Origin of the sequence: Streptomyces sp. Tu6071 (assembly GCF_000213055.1) — a bacterium.
GTDB classification, from domain to species: domain Bacteria; phylum Actinomycetota; class Actinomycetes; order Streptomycetales; family Streptomycetaceae; genus Streptomyces; species Streptomyces evansiae.
Genome location: NZ_CM001165.1, coordinates 6005250 through 6031819 on the forward strand (window position 1 = coordinate 6005250; position 26570 = coordinate 6031819).

Genomic DNA, 26570 nt, shown 5'->3' on the forward strand with positions numbered 1-26570 from the left:
GGTGGGGGACGACGAAAGGCGGCCGGCGCCGCCCCCCCGTACCCACACACCAGGAGCGGCCATGAGCGCTGTGCACCCCGTCGGAGGCGACACCGCGGCGGACCGCTCCTGGCCGGCCGTACTCGACGGACTCCTCTCCGGCCGTGACCAGTCCGCCGCCGACACCGCCTGGGCGATGGACCGCATCATGCGGGGCGAGGCCACGGACGCGCAGATCGCCGGCTTCGCCGTGGCCCTGCGCGCCAAGGGCGAGACCGTCGAGGAGATCAGCGGCATCGTCGAGGCGATGTACGCGCACGCCCGCACCATCGAGGTCCCCGGCGAGACCGTCGACATCGTCGGGACGGGCGGGGACGGGGCCAAGACCGTCAACATCTCCACGATGTCCGCCGTCGTCGTCGCGGGGACCGGGGCGAAGGTCGTCAAGCACGGCAACCGCGCCGCCTCCTCCGCCTCCGGGGCCTCCGACGTCCTGGAGAAGCTCGGCGTCAACCTGGAGCTGAGCCCGGAGCGGGTCGCGCGGGTCGCCGAGGAGGCCGGGATCACCTTCTGCTTCGCCGTGAAGTTCCACCCGGCGCTGCGGTACGTCGCGGCGGCGCGCGGCGAGCTGGGCATCCGCACGACCTTCAACTTCCTCGGCCCGCTCACCAACCCGGCTCGCGTCCGGGCCCAGGCCACCGGGGTCGCCGACGCCCGGATGGCGCCGATCATGGCCGGGGTGCTCGCCGCCCGCGGCTCCTCCGCGCTCGTCTTCCGGGGCGACGACGGCCTCGACGAACTCACGACGGCGGCGACCTCGCGGGTGTGGATCGTCCAGGACGGCGCGGTGCGCGAGGAGGGCTTCGACCCGCGCGACGTCGGCCTCGCCCTCTCCCCGGTCTCGGCCCTGCGCGGCGGGGACGCCTCGCACAACGCGGAGGTGGCCCGCCGCCTCTTCGCGGGCGAGCGCGGACCGGTGAGGGACGCGGTGCTCCTCAACTCGGCGGCGGCGCTCGCGGCGCTCCGCCCGAGCGGGGAGCCGCTGGTGGACCGGATCAGGGAGGGCATGGGGCGGGCGGCCGAGTCGCTGGACTCGGGGGCCGCGGAGGCGGCGCTGGAGCGGTGGGTGCGCGCCAGCAACGCCTGAAGGCCCGCGACGGTACGGGCAGTACGGGCGGTACGGGACGAGGACCCGTACCGCCCGTTCCGCATTCTGGAACCCCCTGGGCGCGGGCCGGGGCGCTGTGGCAGGATGCTGGCAGGTCATGAGTGACAGCGCCTACGGCCCCGGCCTGCTGTCCGGCAACCCTCCGTCCGTGGCGGGGTGCCCCGGGTGAAGACCTGGCCGCAGGCAGCGAGGTCTGCGGCAAGCGCGGACCCCTCCGCGCCCGTCAGGGGCGTTGGCACACCTCCCTTTCGCGGGCGTCAGGCACCAGGGGTCCTGGTCGTCGAGGGAGCGGTTTTCCGTGAGCAAGCGAATGTCGTAGGGCGCACACCCTTCACCACGTCAGGGTGCGGCGCCCTTCGCCGTCATACGTCGCCGGGCACCGCGTACCGCCCGGAACCCCCCGCCTTCGCAGCTCGCCTTCCGCTGCCCTCCGCCTCACGTACGGGAGTTCGCCATGTCCGTTTCCGCCGCCTCCGCCGCTGCCACCTCCTTTGCCACCGCCCCCGCCGCGCCGCTGCCCGTCCTCGGCCGCGAGGTGCGCGTGCCGCTCGTCACCGGGGGTGAGGTCGAGTACGCCGCGCTCGACTACGCCGCGAGCGCCCCCGCCCTGGAGCGCGTCTGGAACGACGTCGCCGCCTACGCCCCGTACTACGGCAGCGTGCACCGCGGGGCCGGCTACCTCTCGCAGCTGTCCACCGAGCTGTTCGAGACCGCCCGCGCCGACGTCGCCGCTTTCCTCGGCTGCCGGGCGGATGACGAGCTGGTCTTCACGCGCTCCACGACCGACTCGCTCAACCTCCTCGCCGCCGCGCTCCCCGAGGGCTGTGAGGTGTACGTCTTCGAGACCGAGCACCACGCCTCGCTGCTGCCCTGGCGCACCGCCGCCGTCACCCACCTCGACGCCCCGCGCAGCCCCGCCGAGGCCGTCGCGACGCTGGAGAGCGCGCTGGAGGCCCGTACCGGCACCGGGGCCGCGCTCGTCTGCGTCACGGGCGCGTCGAACGTGACCGGGGAGCTGTGGCCCGTCGCCGAGCTGGCCCGGGTCGCGCACGCGCACGGCGCGCGGATCGTCCTCGACGCCGCGCAGCTCGCCCCGCACCACCCCGTCTCGCTCGGTGAACTGGACGTGGACTGGGTCGCCTTCTCGGGCCACAAGCTGTACGCGCCCTTCGGCGCGGGGGTCCTCGCGGGCCGCGCGGACTGGCTGGAGGACGCGGAGCCCTACCTCGCGGGCGGCGGCGCGAGCCGCGCCGTGAGCAGGCGCGCGGACGGCGGCGTGGACGTCGAGTGGCACACGGGCGCCGCGCGCCACGAGGCGGGCTCGCCGAACGTCATCGGCGCCTACGCGATCGCCTCCGCGTGCAAGGCGCTTACGGAGGCCGGTTTCGACGCGCTCGTCGCGCGCGAGCAGCAGCTCGTGGCGCGGGTGCGGGACGGGCTCGCCGCGATCGAGGGCATCCGCGTCCTCGGGCTCTTCGGTCCGGAGGCCGAGCGGGTCGGCGTGCTCTCCTTCGTCGTGAGCGGCTGGAACAGCTCGCACCTCGCGGCGGCGCTCTCGGCCGAGTACGGGATCGGCGTCCGCGACGGGCTCTTCTGCGCCCACCCGCTCGTCCGCACGCTGCTCGGCGCGGACGCCGGGGCGCCCGGCGAGTGCGGGGCGCCCGAGGGCGGCTCGCTCAACGCGGTGCGGGTCAGCTTCGGTGCCGGGACGCCCGACGAGCACGTGGAGCGCTTCCTCGGCGCGGTGCGCGAGCTGGTCGAGCAGGGCGCGCGGTGGACCTACCGCACCGAGGGCGGGCGCTGCGTGCCGGCGGTCTGAGCGGGACGCGGGGGAGGGGCGCCGGTCGTGGGACCGGCGCCCCTCCCTCGTACGTACGCGGGCGGGAGGCGGGTCTCCGCCCGGGAGGCGGGCCTCAGGAATCGAGGCCGATCGCGAAGGCGGCCTCCAGGTCGTGCTGCGAGTACGTGCGGAAGGCCACGTGCGTATCGGTCGCGGCGACGCCGGGGATCTTGCTGATCCGGTTCGGGATGATCTCGGCGAGGTCCTCGTGGCGGCCGACGCGGACCATCGCGATGAGGTCGTAGGAGCCGGTGACCGAGAAGACCTCGCTCACGCTGTCCAGCGCGGCGATGGACTCGGCGATCTCCGGGATTCGGTCGACGCTGGTCTTGATGAGCACGATCGCGGTGATCACGGCTGTTGGTCCCCTTCGCTGTCCTGGTGGGCCCACTTTAGTCCGGGCCTCCGTCCCCGCCGCGCGGTCCCGTCCACAGGCCGTAGGGTTACGGGCAACATAGACACGATCCGGCCGCACGAGCACGGGCACCCGCACCCTCAAGCGCACGACGACGAGAAGGAAGCGACGCAGACGATGACCGTTCCCCTGCCGACGGAGACCACGCGCTGGCGCTGCACGCTGTGCGGCAATCTCACCAGGTTCGACGTGAGCCGTTCATCGAAGGTCGTCGAGTACGTCCACCTCGACCTCGCCGGGAAACCGAACGTCGAGGAGCGCGAAGTCGTGAGTGAGACGATCGACTCGGTCCGCTGCCGCTGGTGCAACGCGGTGGACCAGATCGAACTGGTGGACAGGCCGGGGCCGGCCGCCTGAGAGCCGGCCCGCACGAGCGAGTGGGGTGAGGACATGGTGGAGGAAGCGAACGCCGAGCCCGCCGGTGCGCCCCACGGCGCGGAGCGGGACGGCCACGGGGACGGCGCCCGGGAGGGCGCGGGGCACGCGGAGGACGAGGCCGGGCATGAGGCGCGGGAGCACGGCGGGGACCGCGAGGGCGAGGCGCTGGACGGGCCGCTGCCCGAAGGTGTCAGGCACCGGGTCGTACGGTACGTGGCGACCGGATTCGGCGGCCTCACCGTCGGGGAACTCCCCGCGCAGCTGCGCCAGTACGCGCGGTTCACACCGAGCAGGCGGCTCAAGTACGCGGGCAACGCGATGGCCGCCGCGGTCGAGAACGACGCCGCCTTCCGGGCCCGGGTCGCGGAGCGGCTGTGCGCCGCGCAGCCGGAGTTGTGCGCGGCGCTGAACGAGGGCACTCCGCCGCCCGCCGCCGACCCCGTGGACGTCGCCGCCGTCGCGTACCTGCTGCGTCCCCCGGGCTGGCTCAAGCTCGTCGCCGCGGCCGGTGAGGAGGCCGAGCGGGCCGGGGCCGAGCGGATGGACGAGGCGGCCAGGGAGGAGCTGGACCGGCTGCGCGCGGAGCGCGACGAGGCGCGCGAGCGCGGGCGCGCGGACAGCGAGCGGCTGCGCGGCGAGGTCGAGGGGCTGCGCCGCGAGAGCGACGCGGTGCGGCGCAAGCTGCGGGCCGCGCAGAGCGACATCAAGCGCGGCGAGGCCGCGCTGCGCAAGGAGCAGGAGCGGGCCGAGGCCCAGCGCGCCGAGCTCCAGGCGCAGTTGAGCGCCGCCGAGAGCGAGACGCGGCGGGTGCGGGCCCGGCTCGGCGAGGTCGAGGCGGCCCTTGAGGCGAGCCGGAAGGCGACGCGCGAGGGGCGCAGCGTCGAGGACATGCGGCTGCGGCTGCTGCTCGACACCGTACTCGACGCGGCCCAGGGGCTGCGCCGCGAACTGGCGCTGCCGCCCGTCTCGGTACGGCCCGCGGAGACCGTGGACGCGCGGGAGCCGGCGAAGTTCAGCCCGAAGGACATCGCGGCCCGCGCGCTCGCCGAGGACGATCCGGCGATCCTGGACCAGTTGCTCGCGCTGCCGCAGGCGCATCTCGTCGTGGACGGGTACAACGTCACGAAAACCGGTTATCCGATGATGCCGTTGGAGAAGCAGCGGCTCCGGCTGCTCGGCGGGCTCTCGCAGCTCGCGGCGCAGAGCGGGGCCGAGGTGACGTGCGTCTTCGACGGGGCCGAACTCGCGGCCCCCGTGCTGCTCGCGCCGCCGCGCGGGGTGCGCGTGCTGTTCAGCAAGGCCGGGGTGACGGCGGACGAGTTGATCCGGCAGCTCGTGCGGGCCGAGCCGCCGGGGCGGCCCGTCGTCGTGGTCTCCACGGACAAGGAAGTGGCGGACGGCATCGCGAAGGCGGGGGCGCGCCCGGTGCCGAGCGTCATGCTCCTGAAGCGGTTGTCGCGGGGGTGACCCCTCTGCGGGGGGCCGGGGAACACATGTGCCCGGTATGGCTGTTGCGGCTCGGTTCGTATGATCTGTGACCGACGCGTTATCTGGTGTGCTTCGTGGGGCTTGGGGCGCGACGCTCGGTCAGTTCTTCGTCACCGCAGGTGGCTTGTGGGTAAAGAAACCCCGGAGTCGCAGGTTTTTACCGGTGAGGATTTGAACTGATCACAAGAAGGTCACTACTGTCGGCCCGAACTCTCGCTCGGTTGATCACCCATCCGGGGTGGCGGTGAGAGGGCACCGCCCACCGGTGGATCGGTAGGCGGCTGGAGGAAGAAGGAGCTCGCCTTCGTGGCGTCCCACCGTCGACCGAAGCAGCCGAGCCGCGCCCGCGTGACCGTGCTCACCGCGACCGCCGCTGCTGCCGTGGCCCTCACTTCGCAGGCCGCGCACGCAGACCCCAAGCCGACCAAGTCCGAGGTGAAGTCGAAGGTCGACAAGCTCTACGACGAAGCGGAGCAGGCGACCGAGAAGCTCAACGGGGCCACGGAGAAGCAGAAGAAGCTGGAGAAGGAGGTCGACGCCATCCAGGACAAGGTGGCGCGCGGCCAGGACGAGCTGAACGAGCAGCGGCAGTCGCTCGGCGCCGTCGCCGCCGCCCAGTACCGGTCCGGCGGCATCGACCCCTCCGTGCAGCTCTTCCTCTCCGCCGACCCGGACTCCTTCCTCCAGCAGGCCGGTGCCCTCGACCAGTTGAGCGCGCAGCAGACGCAGCAGCTCAAGCAGATCCAGGCCAAGCAGCGCAAGCTCGCCCAGGAGCGCAAGGAGGCCGCCGACAAGCTCGCCGACCTCGCCGACACGCGCAAGGAACTGGGCAAGAAGAAGAGCGAGGTCAAGGCCAAGCTCGCCGAGGCGCAGCGCATCCTCAACTCGATGACGGCCGCCGAGAAGGCCGCGATGCAGGCGGAGCAGGACCGCGCCAACCGCGCCAGCGAGCGCACCGCGCTCACTTCGGCCCCCGGCACCGTCGCCAACCCCGGCAAGGGCTCGGGCATGGCGGGCGCGGCGTTCTCCGCCGCCCAGTCGCAGCTCGGCAAGCCGTACGTCTTCGGCGCCACGGGCCCCAGCTCCTACGACTGCTCGGGCCTCACCTCCTGGGCCTACCGGCAGGCCGGGGTCTCGCTGCCCCGCACCTCGCAGGCGCAGGCGAACGCCGGGACCCGCATCTACTCGCAGAGCCAGCTCCAGGTCGGCGACCTCGTGCTCTTCTACGGCGACCTGCACCACATCGGTCTCTACGCGGGCAACGGCCAGGTGCTGCACGCCCCGCGCACCGGCACCGTCGTGCGCTACGAGTCGATCGGCAACATGCCCTTCCAGTTCGGCGTGCGCGTCTGAACCCCTGACGGCCGCGACGGCGTTCACCGGAGCCCCGGGAAGCACCCGCTTCCCGGGGCTCCGTCGTGTCCCGTACCGGCCGCGCCACACCCGCCCGATCGGGGGAATCCCGCGCCCCCGTGCTGACCCGGGGGACCCGCTGTGACCTGCGTGGGGGCGGCGGAAGGCGGACGAACTCGCCCAAAGCGCAAGTCCGTCGGTCGTTGGTGCCCGTCCCGGGGTGGGGCTACTGTCGGCGCGCGTTCCGGCACCGCCGCCGGGCTCCGGCCCGGCGCGCGTCCGGGACCCGCCCCGACGCACCGGGCGCCCGCGCCCGTGCCCCAGCGAAAGGACAGCGAACGCCGTGGCGTCTCACCGCCGTTCCCTCTCCACCGGGCGCACCGCGCGCGGCGCCGTCCTCACCGCCGCGGCAGCCGCCGCGCTCGCCGCCGTCCCGGCCGCGGCCCCCGCCGAGGCCGCCCCGCACCCCGACCGCCAGGAGGTCCGGGCGGGACTCGACCGGCTCTACGCCCAGGCGGAGCGCGCCACCGAGGCGTACAACAAATCCGACGAGCGTGCCGACAAGCTCCGCGTCACCGTGCGCCGCTCCACCGACGCCGTCGCCCGCGCCCAGGAACGCGTCAACACGATGCGCGGCGCCGTCGGTTCGCTCGCCGCCGCGCAGTACCGCTCCGGCGGCATCGACCCCGCCCTCGCGCTCCTGCTCACCTCCGACCCCGAGCGCTACCTGAGCCACGCGGCCCTCCTCGACCAGGTCGGCCACCAGCGCGCCGCCGAACTCGGCCGTCTCGTCGAGGCGCGGCGCGTCCTCGCGCAGGACCGCACCGAGGCGCGGGAGGCGCTGCGCCGCCTGGAGCGCACCCGTGAGGACATCGCCCGGCACAAGCGCACGGTGGAGGCGAAGCTCACCGCCGCGCGCCGGCTCCTCGACGGGCTGCCGGCCGGGGAGCGCGCCGCGGTGCGGGACGGCGCCGCGGGGGGCGTCGGCGACCTCGCGGGCGCGTACTCGCGGGCCGCGCGCGGGGCCGGCCTCGACGTGCCGCCCGGGACGGCGGCGGTCTCCGGGCGGGCCGCCGCGGCCGTCGCGGCGGCCCGCTCCGCGCTCGGCCGCCCCTACGTGTGGGGCGCCTCCGGGCCCGGGGCCTTCGACTGCTCCGGGCTCATGCAGTGGGCCTGGGCACGGGCCGGGGTCGGCCTGCCCCGCACGTCGCAGGCCCAGGCGGGCGCGGGGCAGCGGGTACCGCTCTCGCAGGCGCGCCCCGGCGACCTCGTCACATACCGCTCGGACGCGAGCCACGTCGGCATGTACGTCGGCGGCGGCCAGGTCATCCACGCCCCCCACCCGGGCGCGGCCGTGCGCTACGAGTCCGTCCACATGCTGCCGATCAACTCGGTGACCCGGCCCTGAGCCCCGGGAGGGACGCGTTCCCGGGCGGTGCCGGGGACGCGGGGCGGGGGTGCCGGGGGAGGGGCGGCGCCTCGCCGTATGCTCGCCGCGTGGCCCGAAGCCGACCCCTCCGCCCCCGCCCCGGACGCGCCGCGGCGCTCGCCCTCCTGCTGCTGCTCGGCGGCTGCGCGGGCGGTGGGGGCGAGAGCGGCGGCGACACGGGCACGCGGGTGCGGGCCGTGCTCGACGCGCGCGGCGACGCCGTACGGGACGGGGACCGCGCCGACTGGCTCGCGACCGCCGCGCCCGGCCCCGCGCGCGAGCGCGCCGGGACCGTCTTCACCAACCTCGACGCCCTCCGCCCCACCGCCTGGGCCTACCGCGTCACCTCCGTCAGGCCCGAGGGGGACCGGGCAGCGGTCCGCGCGACGCTCTCGTACCGCGTCGAGGGCTACGACAGCGCCCCCGTCACCGTGCGGCGCGCCCTCACCCTGCGCCGCGTCTCCGGCCGGTGGTACGTGAGCGCCGACAAGCCCGCGCCGGGGGCCCCGCAACAGCTCTGGGAGCAGGGCAGGATGACCGCCGTGCGCGGCGCGGACTCGCTCGTGCTCGGCGTCGGGCAGCCGCGCGCGAAGCTCGCGGACGTCGCGGGGCTCGCCGACGACGCGGTGCCCGCCGTGCGCCGCGTGTGGCCCGAGCGGTGGGCGGGGCGGCTCATCGTGCTGCTGCCCGCCTCGCTCGACCGCATGGCCGCGCTCCTCGGCGAGAAGCCCGCCGACTACCGGGGCATCGCCGCCGTCACGACGGGCGAACTCGGCTCGGCGGCCCACGTGCCCGCCGACCGCGTCACCGTCAACCCCGAGGCGTACGAGGAACTCGGCGCCTTCGGCAAGCGCTTCGTGCTCATCCACGAGGCCACGCACGTCGCGACCCGCTCCGCCACGACCGCCGCGACCCCGCTGTGGCTCTCCGAGGGCTTCGCCGACTGGAGCGGCTACCACGGCAGCGGGCGCACCCCCCGCCAGGTGGCCCCCGAACTCGCCGAGGCGGTCCGCGAGGGCGAGGCGCCCGACACGCTGCCCACCGACGCCGACTTCGCCTTCTCCGGGGACCCCGGCCGGCTCGCCCGCGCCTACGAGGGCGGCTGGCTCGCCTGCCGGATGATCGCCGAGCAGTGGGGCGAGCCGAAACTGCGCGACTTCTACCGCGCGGTGGGGGAGCACGAGGGCCGCGACGGCGCGGTCGCCGCCGCCGCCCGCAAGGTGCTCGGGGTGGACGAGGCGGAACTCGTGGGCAGGTGGCGCGGCTACGTGCGCGAGCAACTCGCCTAGACGCCCCCGACGGTTCGGCCCGCCGCGGCCCCTGCCCGGCCCGGGACCGGCCCGCGGTCCGGCACCCGAACCCTTAGGCGTCCGTCGTCGCCCAGCCCGGCATTCGCTCGCTCTCCGCACTCCCGCCGCGCGGCACGGCCCGTACCGTTTCCCGCCACAGCGCCCGGCAGGCGAGCACCGTCGCCGCCACGAGCAGCCCGTTCCTGGCGACGAGCAGCCCGATGCCGAACGGCGTCGAGCCGATCACGTCGCCGAAGTACACGGGGAACTCCAGCCACGTGACGAACGAGGCGATCACCGTGAGGACCACGGGGAGCGTCATCCGCCCGCCCCGGTACAGCAGGCACACCGCGCCGAGGCCGAGGAGCCACACCATGTACTGCGGGCTGATGACCCGGCTCGTCGTCGTGAAGAGCAGCAGCGCGGTGAACGCCGCGTCCGCGAACGTCGCCTCGCTCCACACCCGCGCCCGCATCCGCCACAGCACGAGCCAGCAGAGCGCGAGCACACTGAGCACCTGCGCGAGCGCCGAGACGAGCGGCACGCCCGTGCCCAGGAACTCCATCGAGCCGTAGTGGAACGCGACGCGCCCGTCCCAGCCGAAGTGCCGCGCGAAGTGGAACACGAGCGCGCCCAGCGACTCGACCTCCGTACCCCGGTCGCGCTGCGCGGTCAGGAAGGAGAGGCTGCCCGGCATCAGGAGCCCGAAGCCGGCGAGCAGCACGAGTCCCGTGACCGCCGCGCTCGTCCACGAGCGGCGCGTCCCCTCCCCGCGCGGCGTCCCGACGAGCAGCAGCACCGGCCACACCTTGACGACGGCGCCGAGCGCCGCGAGCGCCCCGAAAGCGCGCGCCCGGCGCGTCCCCGCGAGCAGCGCCGCGACGGAGAGCGCCGTGACCATCACGTCGTAGCGGGCGAAGACCACCGGCCCGAGCAGCGCCACCCCCACGACCCACACCCACACCCCGGCGAAGCGGCGCCCCGGCCGCGTCGCCGCGTACAGCAGCAGCGCCGTGACGAGCGCGTCGCACACCAGCGCGAGGACGTAGAACGCCGTCGCGTACGACAGGAAGGGCAGCAGCTTCGGCGCGAGGACCGCGAGGGCCGCGCCCGGCGGGTACTGCCACGTCACGTCGTGCTCGGGGAAGACGCCGCCCGACAGTACTTTCGCCCATTTCACGTACAAGCCCGAGACGTCGTACGTCACGTCGAGACCGGGGGGCACGATCACCCTGAGCACCCAGAGCAGGAGCAGCGTCCGTGTCGCCGCCCACACCGCGAGCGCGCCCCCTGTCCGCGTCCACGTCGCCCGCCCAGTCCGTCCGCTCACGTACCGTCCCGCTCTCGTCTCGTCGTCGCCGCCACGCCCTCGGGCACCCGGGTCATGATGCCTGCCGTACCCGTCCCGGGCCACCGTGCCGGGCACTGTGTCCCGGTTCGCCCGCCGGGCGGCGGAAGCGGAGGCGAGCGCCCGGTCCGCCCGCCGACCGGTACTGTTCAGCGACGATGGACAGGACCTTGATCGTCACCAATGACTTCCCGCCACGTTCCGGCGGTATTCAGTCGTTCCTGCACAACATGGCGCTCCGCCTCGATCCCGAGCGCTTCGTCGTCTACGCCTCGACGTGGAAACGGAGCCGGGAGGGCCGCGAGGCCACGGCGGCCTTCGACGCCGAGCAGCCCTTCCGCGTGTACCGCGACCAGACCACGATGCTGCTCCCCACCCCGCGCACCACCGCGCGCGCCGAACTGCTTTTGCGGCGGCACGGGGCGACCTCGGTGTGGTTCGGGGCCGCCGCCCCGCTCGGGCTCATGGCGCCCGCGCTGCGCGCCGCCGGGGCCACGCGGCTCGTCGGCACGACGCACGGGCACGAGGCGGGCTGGGCGCAGCTTCCCGGGGCCCGCGCGCTGCTGCGGCGGATCGGCGAAGGCACCGACACGCTCACGTACCTCGGCGCCTACACGCGGGCGAGGATCGCCCGCGCGCTCACCCCCGAGGCCGCCGCCCGCATGGTCCAACTGCCTCCGGGCGTCGACGAGAAGGTCTTCCACCCCGGCTCGGGAGGGCCCGCGCTGCGCGCCGCGATGGGGCTCGCGGACCGGCCCGTCGTCGTGTGCGTCTCGCGGCTCGTGCGGCGCAAGGGGCAGGACACGCTCCTCCGGGCCTGGCCCGCCGTGCTCCGCGCGCAGCCGGACGCCGTGCTCCTGATCGTCGGGGACGGCCCGTACGGGGACGACCTGCGGCGTCTTGCGCGCGAGACGGGCGTCGCGGACTCCGTACGGTTCACCGGCGGCGTCCCGTGGTCCGAACTGCCCGCGCACTTCGGGGCGGGAGACGTCTTCGCGATGCCGTGTCGCACGCGGCGCGGGGGGCTCGACGTGGAAGGGCTCGGGATCGTGTACCTGGAGGCGTCCGCGACGGGTCTGCCCGTCGTGGCGGGGGACTCCGGGGGTGCGCCGGACGCCGTGAAGGAGGGCGAGACGGGGTTCGTCGTACGGGGCGAGAGCGTCCCGGAGACGGCGGAGCGGATCGTCGCGCTGCTCGGGGACGCGGGGCTGCGGGAGCGGATGGGGGCCGCGGGACGCGCGTGGGTCGAGGAGAAGTGGCGGTGGGACCTGCTCGCGGAGCGGCTGAGGGAACTGCTGTAGAGGGGGCGGCGCGGGGCCGCCCCCGGCCGCCGCGCTTCCGGGAGACGCCCCGCGCCTCCGGCGGACGGCCGCCTCACTTCCGGTACAGCGCCTCGATCTCCTCCGCGTAGTCCTTCGTGACGACCGAGCGCTTGAGCTTGAGCGAGGGGGTCAGGTGGCCGGACTCCTCGGTGAACTGCGTGTCCAGGACGCGGAACTTGCGCACCGACTCGGCCTTCGAGACCGCGAGGTTGCCCTCGTCCACGGCCTCCTGGAGCGCGGCGAGCAGGGCGGGGTCCTCGCGGAGCGCCGCGACCGACGCGGCCGGCCTGCCGTGGTCCTTCGCCCAGTGGGCGAGGAACTCCTCGTCGAGCGTGAGGAGCGCGCCGACGAAGGGGCGGCCGTCGCCGACGACCATGCACTCGGCGACGAGCGCGTTGCCCCGGATGCGGTCCTCGATGACGGCGGGCGCGACGTTCTTGCCGCCCGCCGTCACGATGATCTCCTTCTTGCGGCCCGTGATCGCGAGGTAGCCGTCCGCGTCGAGCGTCCCGAGGTCGCCGGTGTGGAACCAGCCGTCCGCGAGCGCCTCCGCCGTCGCCTCCTCGTTGTTCCAGTACCGCGTGAACAGGTGCTCGCCGTGCAGCAGGACCTCGCCGTCGTCGGCGATCCGCACCACCGAGCCGGGCAGCGGCTGCCCCACCGTGCCGATCTTCTGCCGGTCCCAGGGGTTGAAGGCCGTCGCGGCGCAGGACTCGGTGAGTCCGTACCCCTCCAGGACCGTGAAGCCGATGCCGCGGAAGAAGTGCCCGAGCCGCTCGCCGAGCGGGGCGCCGCCCGAGATCGCGTACTCGCCGCGCCCGCCGAGCACGGCGCGGAGCTTCGCGTAGACGAGCTTGTCGAAGAGCTTGTGGCGCAGGCGCAGCCCGAGCGAGGCCCCCTGCGGCGTGTCCAGGGCGCGGCTGTACGCGATCGCCGTATCGGCCGCGCGGTCGAAGACGCGGCCCTTGCCGCCCGCCCGCGCCTGCGCGCGCGCCGCGTTGTAGACCTTCTCGAAGACGCGCGGGACGCCGAGCACCATCGTCGGCCGGAAGGCGCTCAGTTCCTCGGTGAGGTGCTTGATGTCGGGCGCGTGGCCGAGCTTGATCGGCGCCATGAGCGCCGCGACCTCCACGAGCCGCCCGAAGACGTGCGCGACGGGCAGGAAGAGCAGGACGGAGCACTCGCCGGTGCGGAAGAGCGGTTTGAGGCGCTCCACGACGTTGCCGCACTCGGCGAAGAAGTTGCGGTGCGTGAGGACGCAGCCCTTGGGGCGGCCCGTCGTGCCCGAGGTGTAGACGATCGTCGCCGGGTCGTCCGCGCCGACCGCCGCGGCCCGCTCGTCCAGGGTGCTGTCCGGTACGTCCGCGCCCGCCGCCGTCAGCGCGCCGATCGCGTCCTCGTCGAGCCGCCACACCTGCTCCAGCCCGGAGAGCCCGCCCCGCACCGCCTCCACCGACCGCGCGTGCTCCCCGGTCTCCACGAGGCACGCGACCGCGCCCGAGTCGCCGAGAATCCACCGCACCTGCTCCTCGGAGCTGGTCTCGTAGACGGGCACGGTGACCGCTCCGGCCATCCAGATCGCGAAGTCGACGAGGGTCCACTCGTAGCGGGTGCGGGACATGAGCCCGACGCGGTCCCCCGGGCCCACGCCCGAGGCGACGAGCCCCTTCGCCACCGCGGTGACCTCGGCGAGGAACGCCGTCCCCGTCACGTCGCGCCACACCCCGTCGACCTTCCGGCCGAGCACCGCGACGTCCGGGTGGCGCGCGGCGTTGCGGCGGACGATGTCGGCCAGGTTGCCGCCCGCGGGGACCTCGTACAGGGCCGGAAGGCTGAACTCGCGCAAAGCTGCTCCTCGTAGGGCACCGGTGGCCACCACGTGGAGTGCGCGTGCGCCGCGACGGTGCGGGTGCCCCCGGCGGGGGCGGGACGGACTGCCCGGACGTTACCCACCGGTAAGCGGTTCCGATAGGGGGGTCCGGAGAGATGTTCACTCCGTCACACTCCCCGGACGGGGCTTGCGGGGAAGGGTAGTCCCCCGTGCGGTGCTTTGGGGAGTAACCGCAGGTGAGGGCCGTGCGTCGGGGGCGTACTAGGCTGCACGCATGACGCGGGTTCATGTGGTGAGTGACGTGCACGGCAACGCGCGGGACCTCGCGCACGCCGGAGACGGGGCCGACGCGCTCGTGTGCCTCGGGGATCTCGTCATGTTCCTCGACTACGCCGACCACTCGCACGGCATCTTCCCCGACCTCTTCGGCACCGAGGCCGCCGACAGGATCGTGGAACTGCGCACCGCGCGCCGCTTCACCGAGGCGCACGCCTTCGGCCGCTCCCTGTGGGAGGCGCTCGGCGAGGAGCCGGGCCCCGCCATCGAGCGCGCCGCCCGCGGCCAGTACGCGCGCCTGTTCGCCGCGATGCCCACCCCCACGTACGCGACCTTCGGCAACGTCGACCTCCCCTACCTGTGGCCCGAGTACGCGCACGCGGGCGTCACCGTTCTCGACGGGCAGCGCGCCGAGATCGGCGGTCGCGTCTTCGGCTTCGTCGGCGGCGGCCTGCGCACCCCGATGCGCACCCCCTACGAGCGCGACGAGGAGGAGTACGCGGCCCTCGTCGAGCAACTCGGCGAGGTCGACGTGCTGTGCACCCACATTCCGCCCGACGTGCCCGAACTCTGCTACGACACCGTCGCGCGCCGCTTCGAGCGCGGCAGCGGCGCCCTGCTCGCCGCGATCCGCCGCACCCGCCCCCGCTACCACCTCTTCGGCCACGTCCACCAGCCCCTCGTGCGCCGCGCGCGGATCGGCGCCACCGAGTGCGTGAACGTCGGCCACTTCGCGTCGACGGGCCGTCCCTGGGCCCTCACGTGGTGAGCACGGGCCCTGACGAGACGCCTGCCGGGGAGCGGTAGCCTTGCCCGCGCGGGCCCCGCACCGCGTCCCCGCCACCCGGCAGCACGGAGGAGTCACGGCGATGGCCGAACACACCAGCTCAAGCATCACCATCGAGGCCGCCCCGGCCGCGGTCATGGGTGTGATCGCCGACTTCGCCCGCTACCCCGACTGGACCGGCGAGGTCAAGGAGGCCGACGTCCTCGCGAGCGACGCCCAGGGGCGCGCCGAGCAGGTCCGCCTCGTCATGGACGCGGGCGCCATCAAGGACGACCAGACCCTCGCCTACACGTGGGTCGGCCCCGACGAGGTCACCTGGACCCTCGTCAAGTCCCAGATGCTGCGCTCCCTCGACGGCTCCTACCGGCTCCGCGCCAAGGACGAGGCGACCGAGGTGACCTACCAGCTCACCGTGGACGTCAAGATCCCCATGCTCGGCATGATCAAGCGCAAGGCCGAGAAGGTCATCATCGACCGCGCCCTCGCCGGGCTGAAGAAGCGCGTCGAGTCCGGCACGGCGCCCGGCACCGAGGGCTGACCCCCTCCGTGCGCACCGTCCTCGTCACCGGACCCGGCGGGGCCGGACGCACCACGCTCGCCGCCGCCACCGCGCTTGCCGCGGCCCGCGCCGGGACCCCCACCCTCCTCCTCACCCCGGGCCCGGCGCCCCTCGGCACCGCCCCCGTCCCCGGCCTGCGCGTCGTCGTCGCCGACCCCGCCGCCGCGTTCCGCGACGGCGTCGGCGGCCTCCAGGACCGCGCGGGCGCCCTCCTCGGACTGCTCGGCGCGGCCCCCCTGGAGGACGGCGAACTCGCGCCGCCGCCCGGACTCGCCCCGTACGCCCTCCTCGGCGCGCTCCACCGGCACGCGAGCGACGCGTACGACCTCCTCGTCGTGGACCTCCCGGCCGGGACCGAAGGGCTCGGGCTCCTCGCCGCCCCCGCCCTGCTGCGCCGCTACCTCGACCGGCTGCTGCCCCGGCAGCGCCAGGCGGCGCGCGCCCTGCGCCCCGTGCTCGGCAGGCTCGCGGGCGTCCCGCTGCCCGGCGAGGAGTGGTACGAGGCCGCCGCGCGCGCCGAGGCCGCGCTCGCCGCGAGCGAAGCGCTCCTCACCGGGCCCGGCACGAGCCTGCTGCCCGTCGTGGAACCGGGCCGCGCCGGGACGGAGGCGCTGCGCCTGACCCGCGTCGCCGCGAGCCTGCACGGCGTCGCGCTCGACCGCCCGCTCGCCAACCGCGTCCTGCCCGAAGGCGCCTTCGGCGCTGCGGCCCAGCGCGCGGCCCTCGGGACCTGCGGGGACGTGCGCGAGATCCCGCACCTCGGCGCCGAACCGGCCGGGCCCGCCGACCTCGAAGCGCTCGGCGCCCCGCCGCCCGGCGAGCCCGTACCGGCCCCGCAGTGGACCCTGCACGACCTGCGCGCGGAGACCGGCCTCATCGAGTGGCACGTGCCGCTGCCCGGCGCGGACCGCGCGGAACTCGACCTCTACCGCTTCGAGGACGAACTCGCCGTCACGGCGGGCCCCTTCCGCCGCACCCGCCCCCTCCCCTCCGCCCTGCGCCGCTGCGACGTCACGGGAGCGGCCCTGCGCGAGGACGCGCTGCGCGTCAGGTTCCGGCCGACGCCCGGCCTGTGGCCGCGGGGGTAGACGCCCGCCGGACGGAACGCCGGTCGCCACCCGGTACGTTCCCGGGCCCGGCGCCCGGCGGGGCGGGTCCGGTACCTTCGGAGGTACACCCGTGCCCCAGGAGTCCGCCATGAGCGAAGCCCCACCGTCCCAGCCGCCCGAGGACGCCGCGGACGACGCCTGGTCCGAGGCGTGCGCCGAGGACCTCGCCGCCGAGCGCGCGCGCCGTGCCCGCGAGGGACGGACCGAGACCGGTTCCGCCGCCGAGGAACTGCTGCGCCTCGCCGACACCCTCGCCGAGAAACTGACCGGCCTCACCTCCCGCGCCGCCGGCCCCCTCCAGGGCGAGGCCGTGCGCCAGGCCGTCGGCCAGGCCCGCTCCTTCGTCGAGCCCGTCCTGGCCCGCAACCCCGAGGTGCTCGACCACCTCGCCGCGGCCGGCTCCGAACTCCTCGCCGCCTACCGCTCCGCCGTCACCGGCCAGGAGGCCCGCTGGACGCGCGAGAAGCCCTCCCAGGGCCCCGCGGACGATCCCCGGGGCAAGCGCCCGCCCGAGGAGGGCGACGGCGGCCGGGGGGAGCGCATCGATCTCGACTGACAGGCCCTCGCGTAAGGTTGAGCCTCAGCGGGGCTCGACCGAAAACTGAGGGACACATGGGACTCACCATCGGCGTCGACATCGGCGGTACCAAGATCGCGGCAGGAGTGGTGGACGAGGAGGGCACGATCCTCTCCACGTTCACCGTGCCCACGCCGCCCACCGCCGAGGCCATCGTCGACGCGATCTCCAGCGCGGTCGCCGGGGCCAGCAAGGGGCACGAGATCGAGGCCGTGGGCATCGGCGCGGCCGGATACGTGGACGACAAACGGGCCACCGTCCTCTTCGCACCCAATATCGACTGGCGGCACGAGCCGCTCAAGGACAAGGTCGAGAAGCGCGTCGGCCTCCCCGTCGTCGTCGAGAACGACGCCAACGCCGCCGCCTGGGGCGAGTACCGCTTCGGCGCGGGCCAGGGGCACGAGGACGTCATCTGCATCACCCTCGGCACCGGCCTCGGCGGCGGCATCATCATCGGCAACAAGCTGCGCCGCGGACGCTTCGGCGTCGCCGCCGAGTTCGGCCACATCCGGGTCGTCCCCGACGGCCTCCTGTGCGGCTGCGGCAGCCAGGGCTGCTGGGAGCAGTACGCCTCCGGGCGCGCCCTCGTCCGCTACGCCAAGCAGCGCGCCAACGCGACCCCGGAGAACGCCGAGGTCCTGCTCGGCTTCGGCGACGGCACACCGGACGGCATCGAGGGCAAGCACATCAGCCAGGCCGCCCGCCAGGGCGACCCGGTCGCCGTCGACTCCTTCCGCGAACTGGCCCGCTGGGCCGGGGCCGGGCTCGCCGACCTCGCCTCGCTCTTCGACCCCTCCGCCTTCATCGTCGGCGGCGGCGTCTCGGACGAGGGCGACCTCGTCCTCGACCCGATCCGCCGCTCCTTCCGGCGCTGGCTCATCGGCGGCGCCTGGCGCCCGCACGCCCAGGTCCTCGCCGCCCAGCTCGGCAACAAGGCAGGACTCGTCGGCGCCGCCGACCTGGCCCGCCAGGGCTGAACCCGCCCCGTACGAGAGCCTGTCGACGTGGTGCCGTCCCGCTCGCAGCGGGGCGGCACCCGGCTCCGCGCGGCACCGGTCCCGCTTCCCGGGGCCCGTGATCACGAGTGGGGGGCGAGTGGTTAGCTTGGGCGCCATGAGCACCGCCGCGCCCCAGGGCCTGCCCGCGTCCCGTACCGAGGAGGACGGCTCGGCCGTCGTACGGGTCCTCAGCTACAACATCCGCTCGATGCGCGACGACACCGCCGCGCTCGGCCGTGTCATCCGCGCCTGCGATCCCGACCTCGTCCTGATCCAGGAGGCCCCGCGCTTCTTCCGCTGGCGCAAGGCCCTCTCCCGCCTCGCCCGTTCCGCCGGGCTCGTCACCCTCGCCGGCGGCGCGACCGCCGCCGGGCCCGCGCTGCTCTGCTCGCTGCGCGCGACCGTCGAGCGCACCGAGGACGTCCTGCTGCCGCTCACCCCCGGGCTGCACCGGCGCGGGTTCTCGACGGCCGTCGTGCGGTTCGGCGCCGCGCGCCTCGGCGTCGTGAGCTGCCACCTGAGTCTGGCGAAGGACGAACGGCTCGCGCAGGCCCGGCTGTTGACGGAACGGGCGGAGCGGCTGGGAGCCCCGCACGTCCTCGTCGGGGGCGACCTCAACGAGGGGCCCGAGGGGAAAGCCTTCCGGCACGTGGCGGGGCGGCTGCGCGACGCGTGGGCGGTACGGCCCTGGGGCGGGGAGTTCACCTCCACCGCCGAGAACCCGTACCAGCGCATCGACGCGATGTTCGTGAGCGAGGGCGTCGAGGTGCTGGGGTGCGGGGTGCCGACGCTGGAGGACGCCGACGTGCGGGCCGCTTCCGACCACATGCCGGTGCTGGCCGTGCTGCGGCTGCCCGCCGAGGGGTAGTCGCCCCGTGCCGGGGCGGCGGGGCCTCACCGGCTCCGCCCCTCGCTCTCCCCCCGCCCCTCCGGGAGGTACCCCAGGAGAGGCGGGAACCGGTCACACCACCGCGCCCCTGCCCGGGTCCTCCTCGTCCTCGTCGTCGCCCGCGCCCATGCGGATGACCAGGGTCACGAAGCCGCCCACGAAGCCGCCGATGCACAGGGTCGCGAGCCACCAGGTCATGTCCCAGTCGAGGAGCACGGCCAGGAGCGTCAGGATTGGGCCGCCGATCACCGCGAGCCACGCGAACTTCGAGGTCACGTCGGACTCGGGGAGTTCGGGGTCCGGCGGGACGAAGTGGCCCTCGTCCTCCTCCGCCGGGGTGTGGTCGCGCGGGCCCGGGGGCGCCGGGGTGCCGCGCACGCCGGGCGCGAAGGCCACCGAGCCGCCGAGCACCGGCCTCTCCGGCGGCTTCTCGCCCTCGTCCTCCGGCGGAGCCGTGGTGTTCCGCGAGCGCGCCTCCAGGCCCGCGAGGTCCTCGACCGACTTGAAGGGCTTCGTGCCCGGCGGGTCGTCCGGCTCCTCGCCGTACCCCGCGACGATCGCCGCCCACGCGGCCTCCTCGTCGAGCGGGGGCACGCCGCTCTCCTCCGGTTCCCTGCTCTCCTCGCGCTCCGCGCCGTTCTCAGCCACCGCTGGCCGTCCCTTCCTGGCCGACAAGGCCGACATGGGCGTACTCGGGGGCGATCCGGGCCACGAAGGACTCGCTCTCCGCGAAGATCCGGTCCGCGTCGTGGTCCAACGTCGCGACATGGTGACTGTGTTCCAGCACCACTTCGGTGGTGTCCGCCGAGGAGACCCGCGCGAGCACGCGCGCCGAGTCGGCCGGCGGCACGACGTGGTCGGTCGCGCTGTGCAGGAGGAGCAGCGGCCGTTCCACGCGCGGCAGGTCGCGGTCCACGATCCGGAAGAAGCGCCGCAGCGAGTGCGCGGCGTGCAGCGGGACGCGTGGGTAACCGGTCTCCTCGACGCCCTCCTTCGCGATGTCGCTGACAATCCCCTTCGTCGAGGGCAGCAGGTGCCGGGCCACGGGCAGCGCGTGCGCCGCGAGACCGTGCACCTTGAGCGCCGGGTTCACCAGGACGAGGCCCGCGACCGCGTCGCCGTGCCGCTCCGCGAGCCGCAGCGCGAGCGCCCCGCCCATCGAGAGCCCCGCCACGACCACCGTCGCGCACCGCTCGTGCAACTCCGCGAAGGCCCGGTCCACCTCCGCGTACCAGTCCTCCCAGCCGGTGACCTGGAGGTCCTGCCAGCGGGTGCCGTGGCCGGGCAGCAGCGGCAGCGACACGCTCAGCCCGCGCGCCGCCAGGTACGCGGCCCACGGCCGCAGCGACTGCGGGCTCCCCGTGAAACCGTGGCACAACAGGACTCCGGTGGCACCGCCCTCGTGGCGGTAGGGCTCGGCTCCGGCGATGACCGGCACGACGGGCTCCTTCGGTGAACGATCGGGGAGGAACGGGAGGACGAACGGACGGAACGGGCGGCGCGACGGCCCGGACACGCGGGGCCGGACATGACCCTCACGCCCGGGGGAACAGGCACAGTACGGTGTCGCGGCGTATTTCACCGTACGCGACCGGACCGACACCGACCAGGGTCCCGGGCGGCCGGGAACGGCCGTGCGAGGGCACCGGCCGGTATGGTCGGCCAAGACGGAGGACGGAAGGCGGACCGGTGATCTACAACGCGATGAAGCACTCCCTGGGTGCCTCGCTCAAGGTGGCGTTCCGGCCGTGGGTCGAGGGCATGGAGAACGTCCCCGACGAAGGCCCCGCGATCCTCGCGAGCAACCACCTCTCCTTCTCCGACTCCTTCTTCCTCCCCGCCGTCCTGGAACGCCGGGTGACCTTCATCGCGAAGGCCGAGTACTTCACCACCCCCGGGGTCAAGGGCAGGCTGACGGCCGCCTTCTTCAAGGGCGTCGGGCAGCTCCCCGTGGACCGCTCGGGCGGGCGCGGCGCGGGCGAGGCCGCGATCAAGAGCGGCATCGACGTCCTCGCGCGCGGCGAACTCTTCGGGATCTACCCGGAGGGCACCCGTTCCCCCGACGGCCGCCTCTACCGGGGCAAGCCGGGCGGTCTCGCCCGCGTCGCGCTCGGCAGCGGCGCTCCCGTCATCCCCGTCGCCATGATCGACACCGAGAAGATCCAGCCCCCCGGCAAGGCCGTCCCCAAGCTCATGCGGCCCGGCATCCGCATCGGCAAGCCCCTCGACTTCAGCCGCTACGAGGGCATGGAGGGCGACCGGTTCATCCTCCGCGCCCTCACCGACGAGGTCATGTACGAGATCATGAAGCTCTCGGGCCAGGAGTACGTCGACATCTACGCCACCGCCGCCAAACGCCAACTCGCGGAGGCCGCCAAGGCGGAGGCCGCGAAGAACGGCAGGGCGAAGGCGGCCTGAGCCCGTTCCCCCGCGTGCGGTGGAACCCCGCGGCGGGCGGCACCGTCTCCGCCTCCGGGCCCCTCTCGTAGGGTGCTCCGGGGACCGGGCGCAGGCCCGGCGCGCAGAGACGGGGGACACCGCACCATGGCCACGACCGAGCCCGCGCCGCCGAAGGCGGCGAACCGCCTCGTCGAGCGGCCCCTGTGGCAGGCCCTCACCGTCTACCGCCCCCTCACCGCCTGCTACGCCCTCGCCCTCTTCCTCGCCGAGCGCGAGCACTTCGCCCGCCCCGCCGTCGCCTGGGCCTTCTACGCCGTCCTCCTGCCCTGGACGCTCCTCACCCTGCCCCGCGTCCGCGCGGAGGCCCGCTGCACGCGCCCCTTCCTCGTCGCCGACCTCCTCCTCGCCCTCACCGGCATCCTCCTCACGCCCCTCGCGGACGGCGCCGCGCGCGTCGCGAGCGGCGTGCCGACGCTGCCCTCGATATGGACGGCGGGCGCCGTCCTGGCCTGGGCGCTCAAGGGCGGCTGGCGCCCGGCCGCCGCCGCCTCCGTGCTCGTCGGCGTCGCGAACGTCGTGCAGCGCGGCACCCCGAGCCAGAGCACCCTGCACAACGTGCTCCTCGTCTGCATCGCCGCGATCGCCATCGGATACGTCGTCGAGGTCGCCCGCGCCTCCGAACGCACCCTCGCCCGCGCCCTGGAGATCGAGTCCGCGACCCGCGAGCGCGAACGCCTCGCCCGCGACATCCACGACGGCGTCCTCCAGGTCCTCGCCATGGTGCAGCGGCGCGGCACCGCGCTCGGCGGCGAGGCCGCGGAGCTGGGCAGGCTCGCGGGCGAGCAGGAGACCGCCCTGCGCGCGCTCGTCCGGGGCGGACCGCCGCCCGCCGCGCCGCGCCCCGGCGACCCGGGCGCCCCGCTCGACCTCATGACGCTCCTCGCCCCGCTCGCGGACGCCCGGACGAGCCTCGCCGGCCCCGGCACCCCCGTACCGCTCGCCGCGCACGCCGCCCGCGAGCTGACCGCGGCGGTCGCGGCGGCGCTCGACAACGTCGCGCGGCACGCGGGCGAGGACGCGCGGGCCTGGCTGCTCGTCGAGGACGAGACGGACGCGGTGCTCGTGACCGTGCGGGACGACGGCCCCGGCATCCCCGAGGGCCGCCTCGCCGAAGCCGCCGAGCAGGGCCGCCTCGGCGTCGCGCAGTCGATCAGGGGCCGCCTCGCCGACCTCGGCGGCACCGCCGCGCTCCTCTCGGTCCCCGGCCAGGGCACCGAGGTCGAACTCCGCCTGCCGCGCCCGCCCGAGAGCACCAACGACCGGAAGGACAGCGCCCGATGAACGCGCCCGCCCAGCCCGCCCGCGTCATGGTCGTCGACGACCACCCGATGTGGCGGGACGCCGTCGCCCGCGACCTGGAGGCGGCCGGTTTCGAACTCGTCGCGACCGCCGGGGACGGACCGCAGGCCGTCCGCCGCGCGACCGCCACGCGCCCCGACGTCCTCGTCCTGGACCTCAACCTGCCGGGCCTGCCCGGCGTCGAGGTCTGCAAGCGGCTCGTGGGCGAACGGCCCGAGCTGCACGTCCTGGTGCTCTCGGCCTCCGGCGAGCACGCGGACGTCCTGGAGGCCGTGAAGTCCGGGGCCACCGGCTACCTCGTGAAGTCGGCGAGCACGGAGGAACTGATCGAGGCGGTGCGCCGCACGGCCGTCGGCGACGCGGTCTTCACCCCCGGACTCGCCGGGCTCGTCCTCGGCGAGTACCGCAGGCTCGCCGCCGAGCCCGAGCCGAAGACCTCCGGCGGCGGGCCGGAGACCCCGCGTCTCACCGAGCGCGAGACCGAGGTCCTGCGGCTCGTGGCGAAGGGGTTGAGCTACAAGCAGATCGCGGAGCGGCTCGTCATCTCGCACCGGACCGTGCAGAACCATGTACAGAACACCTTGGGCAAGTTGCAGCTGCACAACCGTGTGGAACTGGTCCGTTACGCGATCGAGCAGGGCCTCGACGACCCGCGGTGATACGGGAACCGGTCGCGAATCCAGGGAGTCGACGTGGAAATTCTCGCCTTCGGGGTGCAGGCCGACGAACGGCCGCTGCTTGAGGCCGCCTTCGCCGGGCACTTCGGCCTGCGGTGCGTCGACGTGTTCCTCACGCCCGACACCGCCGCCATCGCCCACGGGCACGAGGTCGTCTCGACGAGCGTCAACGCCGACCTCGGTCCCGCCACGCTGCGGGCCCTCGCCGCCGGTGGCACGCGGATGATCGCCCAGCGCTCCACCGGCTTCAACAACATCGACCTCGACGTCGCCGAACAGCTCGGCCTCACCGTCTTCCGCGTCTCCTCCTACTCCCCGTACTCCGTCGCCGAGTTCGCCTGGTCCCTCGCCATGGCCGTCAACCGCAACCTCGTGCGCGCCGCGACCCGCACCCGCGACTTCGACTTCCGCCTCCAGGGCCTCATGGGCCGCGACCTCCACGGCCGCACCGCCGGTGTCATCGGCACCGGGAGGATCGGCGCCGCCTTCGCCGCCATCGCGCGCGGTTTCGGGATGCGGCTGCTCGGCTGGGACGTCCACGAGAACCCGGACTGCCTCGCCCTCGGCATGGAGTACGTGGACCGCGAACACCTCCTGCGCGAGTCCGACCTCGTCAGCCTCCACGTGCCGCTCCTGCCCACCACCGCGCACCTCCTCGACGCGGCGGCGCTGCGCCTCATGAAGGACGACGCGCTCCTCGTCAACTCCAGCAGGGGCGGCCTCATCGACACGGAGGCGCTGGTGGGGGAGTTGCGCAAGGGCCGGTTCTCGGGGGTGGGGCTCGACGTGTACGAGGCGGAGAGCGGACTCTTCTTCCTCGACAAGTCCCTGGAGGGCGTGGACGACGACGTGCTGGCCCGCCTCATGACGTTCCCGCACGTCATCGTCACCTCGCACCAGGCGTACTACACGCAGGACGCGGTGGGGCAGATCATCGCGACGACCCTCCAGAACGTGCGGGACTGGGAGGCGGGGCGGCGCACCCCGAACGTCATCGTGCCCCGAGCCGGGGAGGCGTGAGCCGGGGACGCCACCCCCGGCCCCCGGCTCCTCAGTCCCCGGAGAGGCTGAACCGGTGCCCGGCCCGCGGGGCGAGGACCCGCTCCACCAGCTCCCGCACCACCTCCACCCCGCCCAGGCTCAGGACCGACTCCGGGTGGAACTGGACCGACGCGAAGCCGGGGCCGCGCAGGGCGTGCACCTCACCGTTCGCGGGGTCGCGGCTCACCTCGATGCCGTGGGCCGCGAGTTCCCCGGCCGCCTCCTCGTCGCAGCGGGCGACGAAGCTGTTGTAGAAGCCGACCGTCTCGCTGCGGCCGAAGAAGCCGATCTCGCTCTGCGCGCCCTGGTACGGGACCTCCTTGCGGACGAGGGGGAGGCCGAGGCGCTCCGCGATCAGCTCGTGGCCCAGGCACACGCCGAGCACGCCGTGCCGGTGCCCGGCGAGCAGGGCGTCCGCGAGCGCGCCGAGGCGCCGCATCCGGGGGTCCGCGCGGTCGGCGGGGTCGCCGGGCCCGGGGCCCAGCACGACCGGCCCCTCGTGGGCGAGCGCCGCCTCGCGCAGGCCCGGCTCGTCGTGCCGCCGCACGCTCACCTCGCAGCCCGTCGCGCGCAGCACGTGCGCGAGCATCGCCGTGAACGTGTCCTCCGCGTCCACGACGAGCACCCGCGCCCCCGGCGCCCCGCCCCGCGCCTCGCGCAGCCGCAGCCAGAACGGCGCGAGCCCCGCGCGCCGCCCGTCGAGCGCGGCCCGCACCCGCGGATCGTCCGCGAGCCGCGCGGGCGCCGCCGCCGTCCGCGCCGCCCCCTCCCGTACCCCCAGCGCCGTCAGCACCCCCGCCGCCTTCGCGTGCGTCTCGGCGACCTCGCCGTGCGGGTCCGAGCCGCGCACGACCGTCGCGCCGACGCCGACGCGCAGCCGGCCCGCCGGGTCGATGTCGGCGGTGCGGATGAGGATCGGCGAGTCGAGCGTCTGCGCGCCCGAGGCGTCGCGGCCGATGAGCGCGAGCGCGCCCGCGTAGTAGCCGCGGCCGTCCGGCTCGTGGCGCGCGATGACCCGGCAGGCGTTCTGCACCGGGGAACCCGTCACCGTCGCGGCGAACATCGTCTCGCGCAGCACCTCGCGCGCGTCCAGCGTCGAGCGCCCGCGCAACTCGTACTCGGTGTGCGCGAGGTGCGCCATCTCCTTCAGGCGCGGCCCGACGACGACCCCGCCGAGGTCGCCGACGGTCGCCATCATCTTCAGCTCCTCGTCCACCACCATCGACAGCTCCTCGCGCTCCTTCGCGTCCGCGAGGAAACGCAGCAGGTCCTCGGTGTCCGGGCCGCCCGCCGGATAGCGGTACGTGCCGCTGATGGGGTTCATGACGACGGTCCCGCCCGTCATCCGTACGTGCGCCTCGGGGCTCGCGCCCACGAGCGTGCGCTCCCCTGTGTGCACGACGAAGGTCCAGTACGCACCCCGCTCGCCCACGAGCAGCCGCCGGAACAGCGCGAGCGCGTCCCGCCGCCCGAAGCCGGGAATCCGCGCCCGGTACGTGCGGCGCACGACGAAGTTCGCGCCCTCGCCCGAGCCGATCTCGTCCCGCAGCACCCGCCCCACCGACGCGGCGTACGCCTCGTCGTCCTGGTCGAAGCCGTGGTCGACGACATCCGGGCGGTGCGCGGGCAGCAGCGCCGTCACCTCGTCGAGCGGCAGCCGGTACGTCTCCTCGGCGACGAGCACCGCGAGCGGCGTCCCGTCCTCGCGCACCGCGAAGCCGCGCTCCCTGATCTGCCCGAACGGCACGAGGGCGAGGACCGGGTGGGCGGCGTCCTCGTCAGGAATGTCCGCGAGCCGTTCCACCTCGCGCACCTGTCCGAGCAGTACCTCGACGGTGTCGGGCTCCAGCCCGGGGGTACGGCGCCGCAGCAGCGCGAAGGGCGGGGCGCCGGGGGCGGTGAGACGGGCGAGGACCCGCGCGGTGGTGGTCATCGGATTCCTTCCGGGGGAGAACGGGAGCCGCTGAGGGCCCGACCCCGGAAACACCGAAGGCCGCCCTCGGGCGGCCTTCTCGCGACGTACGCGACAGAGGTGGACCGCTAGGGAGCGGACCACCA

The 26570-nt window shown here is 74.7% G+C and carries 24 protein-coding genes and 1 riboswitch; of the genes, 18 read left to right on the plus strand and 6 right to left on the minus strand.

Translation table 11 applies throughout. The annotated features are described in order from the left end of the window. The first annotated feature begins 61 nt into the window (after window positions 1–61). Both trpD and STTU_RS25385 read left to right on the plus strand, forming a co-directional pair. A complete protein-coding gene (gene trpD / locus STTU_RS25380; protein ID WP_007828130.1) occupies window positions 62–1126 on the plus strand; it encodes an anthranilate phosphoribosyltransferase in 1065 nt (354 codons plus the stop codon). Window positions 1127–1240: 114 nt separating this feature from the next. Continuing rightward, a riboswitch (SAM riboswitch) is annotated at window positions 1241–1358 on the plus strand. 243 nt (window positions 1359–1601) lie between these two features. Beyond that, on the plus strand, window positions 1602–2966 hold the full coding sequence (locus STTU_RS25385; RefSeq protein WP_007828131.1) for an aminotransferase class V-fold PLP-dependent enzyme: 1365 nt from the start codon (window positions 1602–1604) through the stop codon (window positions 2964–2966). A 94-nt stretch (window positions 2967–3060) separates the two neighbouring features. Here the strand turns inward: STTU_RS25385 and STTU_RS25390 are convergent, their stop codons facing one another. Beyond that, on the minus strand, window positions 3061–3342 hold the full coding sequence (locus STTU_RS25390; protein WP_007828132.1) for an Lrp/AsnC family transcriptional regulator: 282 nt from the start codon (window positions 3340–3342) through the stop codon (window positions 3061–3063). Window positions 3343–3519: 177 nt separating this feature from the next. Here STTU_RS25390 and STTU_RS25395 point away from each other — a divergent pair, with 177 nt between their 5' ends. The 5 genes from STTU_RS25395 to STTU_RS25415 all read left to right on the plus strand — a co-directional run bounded on the left by STTU_RS25395 (window position 3520) and on the right by STTU_RS25415 (window position 9339). Then, entirely contained in the window at window positions 3520–3759 is a 240-nt protein-coding gene (locus tag STTU_RS25395; RefSeq protein ID WP_007828133.1) for a hypothetical protein, read from the plus strand. 33 nt (window positions 3760–3792) lie between these two features. Further along, window positions 3793–5247: an NYN domain-containing protein gene (locus tag STTU_RS25400; RefSeq protein ID WP_007828134.1), complete on the plus strand. Its 1455-nt coding sequence runs from the start codon at window positions 3793–3795 to the stop codon at window positions 5245–5247. A gap of 327 nt (window positions 5248–5574) precedes the next feature. Continuing rightward, window positions 5575–6621 carry a C40 family peptidase gene (locus tag STTU_RS25405; RefSeq protein ID WP_175417863.1) on the plus strand — a complete coding sequence of 349 codons (1047 nt, stop codon included), beginning with the start codon at window positions 5575–5577 and terminating at the stop codon, window positions 6619–6621. 343 nt (window positions 6622–6964) lie between these two features. Next, window positions 6965–8029, plus strand: coding sequence for a C40 family peptidase (locus STTU_RS25410; RefSeq protein WP_007828136.1), 1065 nt, complete (start codon window positions 6965–6967; stop codon window positions 8027–8029). An 89-nt stretch (window positions 8030–8118) separates the two neighbouring features. Continuing rightward, window positions 8119–9339: a hypothetical protein gene (locus STTU_RS25415; protein ID WP_007828137.1), complete on the plus strand. Its 1221-nt coding sequence runs from the start codon at window positions 8119–8121 to the stop codon at window positions 9337–9339. 73 nt (window positions 9340–9412) lie between these two features. On the opposite strand, the gene STTU_RS25420 is transcribed toward STTU_RS25415, so the two are convergent. Next, entirely contained in the window at window positions 9413–10669 is a 1257-nt protein-coding gene (locus STTU_RS25420; protein ID WP_199785045.1) for a glycosyltransferase 87 family protein, read from the minus strand. A 176-nt stretch (window positions 10670–10845) separates the two neighbouring features. On the opposite strand from STTU_RS25420, the gene STTU_RS25425 reads away from it, so the two are divergent. Continuing rightward, on the plus strand, window positions 10846–11988 hold the full coding sequence (locus STTU_RS25425) for a glycosyltransferase family 4 protein (protein WP_007828139.1): 1143 nt from the start codon (window positions 10846–10848) through the stop codon (window positions 11986–11988). Window positions 11989–12061: 73 nt separating this feature from the next. Here STTU_RS25425 and STTU_RS25430 read toward each other — a convergent pair whose 3' ends face one another. Further along, a complete protein-coding gene (locus tag STTU_RS25430; RefSeq protein WP_043256320.1) occupies window positions 12062–13855 on the minus strand; it encodes an AMP-dependent synthetase/ligase in 1794 nt (597 codons plus the stop codon). A gap of 259 nt (window positions 13856–14114) precedes the next feature. Between STTU_RS25430 and STTU_RS25435 the strand changes: the two genes are divergently transcribed. The 6 genes from STTU_RS25435 to STTU_RS25460 all read left to right on the plus strand — a co-directional run bounded on the left by STTU_RS25435 (window position 14115) and on the right by STTU_RS25460 (window position 19014). Further along, on the plus strand, window positions 14115–14885 hold the full coding sequence (locus STTU_RS25435) for a metallophosphoesterase family protein (RefSeq protein WP_007828141.1): 771 nt from the start codon (window positions 14115–14117) through the stop codon (window positions 14883–14885). A gap of 100 nt (window positions 14886–14985) precedes the next feature. Then, window positions 14986–15441: an SRPBCC family protein gene (locus tag STTU_RS25440; RefSeq protein WP_007828142.1), complete on the plus strand. Its 456-nt coding sequence runs from the start codon at window positions 14986–14988 to the stop codon at window positions 15439–15441. 8 nt (window positions 15442–15449) lie between these two features. Next, window positions 15450–16550 carry an ArsA family ATPase gene (locus tag STTU_RS25445; RefSeq protein WP_007828143.1) on the plus strand — a complete coding sequence of 367 codons (1101 nt, stop codon included), beginning with the start codon at window positions 15450–15452 and terminating at the stop codon, window positions 16548–16550. A 109-nt stretch (window positions 16551–16659) separates the two neighbouring features. Continuing rightward, the gene (locus STTU_RS25450; protein ID WP_007828144.1) at window positions 16660–17127 is read left to right on the plus strand and encodes a DUF5304 family protein; all 468 of its coding nucleotides are present in this window, start codon (window positions 16660–16662) and stop codon (window positions 17125–17127) included. 56 nt (window positions 17128–17183) lie between these two features. Further along, window positions 17184–18125 carry an ROK family glucokinase gene (locus STTU_RS25455; RefSeq protein WP_007828146.1) on the plus strand — a complete coding sequence of 314 codons (942 nt, stop codon included), beginning with the start codon at window positions 17184–17186 and terminating at the stop codon, window positions 18123–18125. A gap of 136 nt (window positions 18126–18261) precedes the next feature. Then, on the plus strand, window positions 18262–19014 hold the full coding sequence (locus STTU_RS25460) for an endonuclease/exonuclease/phosphatase family protein (RefSeq protein ID WP_007828147.1): 753 nt from the start codon (window positions 18262–18264) through the stop codon (window positions 19012–19014). A 93-nt stretch (window positions 19015–19107) separates the two neighbouring features. Here STTU_RS25460 and STTU_RS25465 read toward each other — a convergent pair whose 3' ends face one another. After that, window positions 19108–19719 carry a hypothetical protein gene (locus STTU_RS25465; protein ID WP_399047672.1) on the minus strand — a complete coding sequence of 204 codons (612 nt, stop codon included), beginning with the start codon at window positions 19717–19719 and terminating at the stop codon, window positions 19108–19110. Beyond that, window positions 19676–20473 carry an alpha/beta hydrolase gene (locus tag STTU_RS25470; protein ID WP_043256329.1) on the minus strand — a complete coding sequence of 266 codons (798 nt, stop codon included), beginning with the start codon at window positions 20471–20473 and terminating at the stop codon, window positions 19676–19678. Before STTU_RS25470 ends, STTU_RS25465 begins: the two co-directional genes overlap by 44 nt. A gap of 251 nt (window positions 20474–20724) precedes the next feature. On the opposite strand from STTU_RS25470, the gene STTU_RS25475 reads away from it, so the two are divergent. From STTU_RS25475 to STTU_RS25490, 4 genes are all read left to right on the plus strand, one after another. Beyond that, window positions 20725–21453 carry a lysophospholipid acyltransferase family protein gene (locus tag STTU_RS25475; RefSeq protein ID WP_007828158.1) on the plus strand — a complete coding sequence of 243 codons (729 nt, stop codon included), beginning with the start codon at window positions 20725–20727 and terminating at the stop codon, window positions 21451–21453. 126 nt (window positions 21454–21579) lie between these two features. Further along, window positions 21580–22776, plus strand: coding sequence for a MacS family sensor histidine kinase (gene macS, locus STTU_RS25480; RefSeq protein WP_007828160.1), 1197 nt, complete (start codon window positions 21580–21582; stop codon window positions 22774–22776). Continuing rightward, entirely contained in the window at window positions 22773–23453 is a 681-nt protein-coding gene (locus STTU_RS25485; RefSeq protein WP_043256331.1) for a response regulator, read from the plus strand. Before macS ends, STTU_RS25485 begins: the two co-directional genes overlap by 4 nt. 33 nt (window positions 23454–23486) lie before the next feature. Beyond that, window positions 23487–24491 (plus strand): 2-hydroxyacid dehydrogenase, encoded by a 1005-nt coding sequence (locus STTU_RS25490; protein ID WP_007828165.1) that lies wholly within the window; start codon window positions 23487–23489, stop codon window positions 24489–24491. A gap of 31 nt (window positions 24492–24522) precedes the next feature. Here the strand turns inward: STTU_RS25490 and STTU_RS25495 are convergent, their stop codons facing one another. Beyond that, entirely contained in the window at window positions 24523–26445 is a 1923-nt protein-coding gene (locus STTU_RS25495; RefSeq protein ID WP_007828168.1) for a phenazine-specific anthranilate synthase component I, read from the minus strand. Between the last annotated feature and the right edge of the window lie 125 nt (window positions 26446–26570).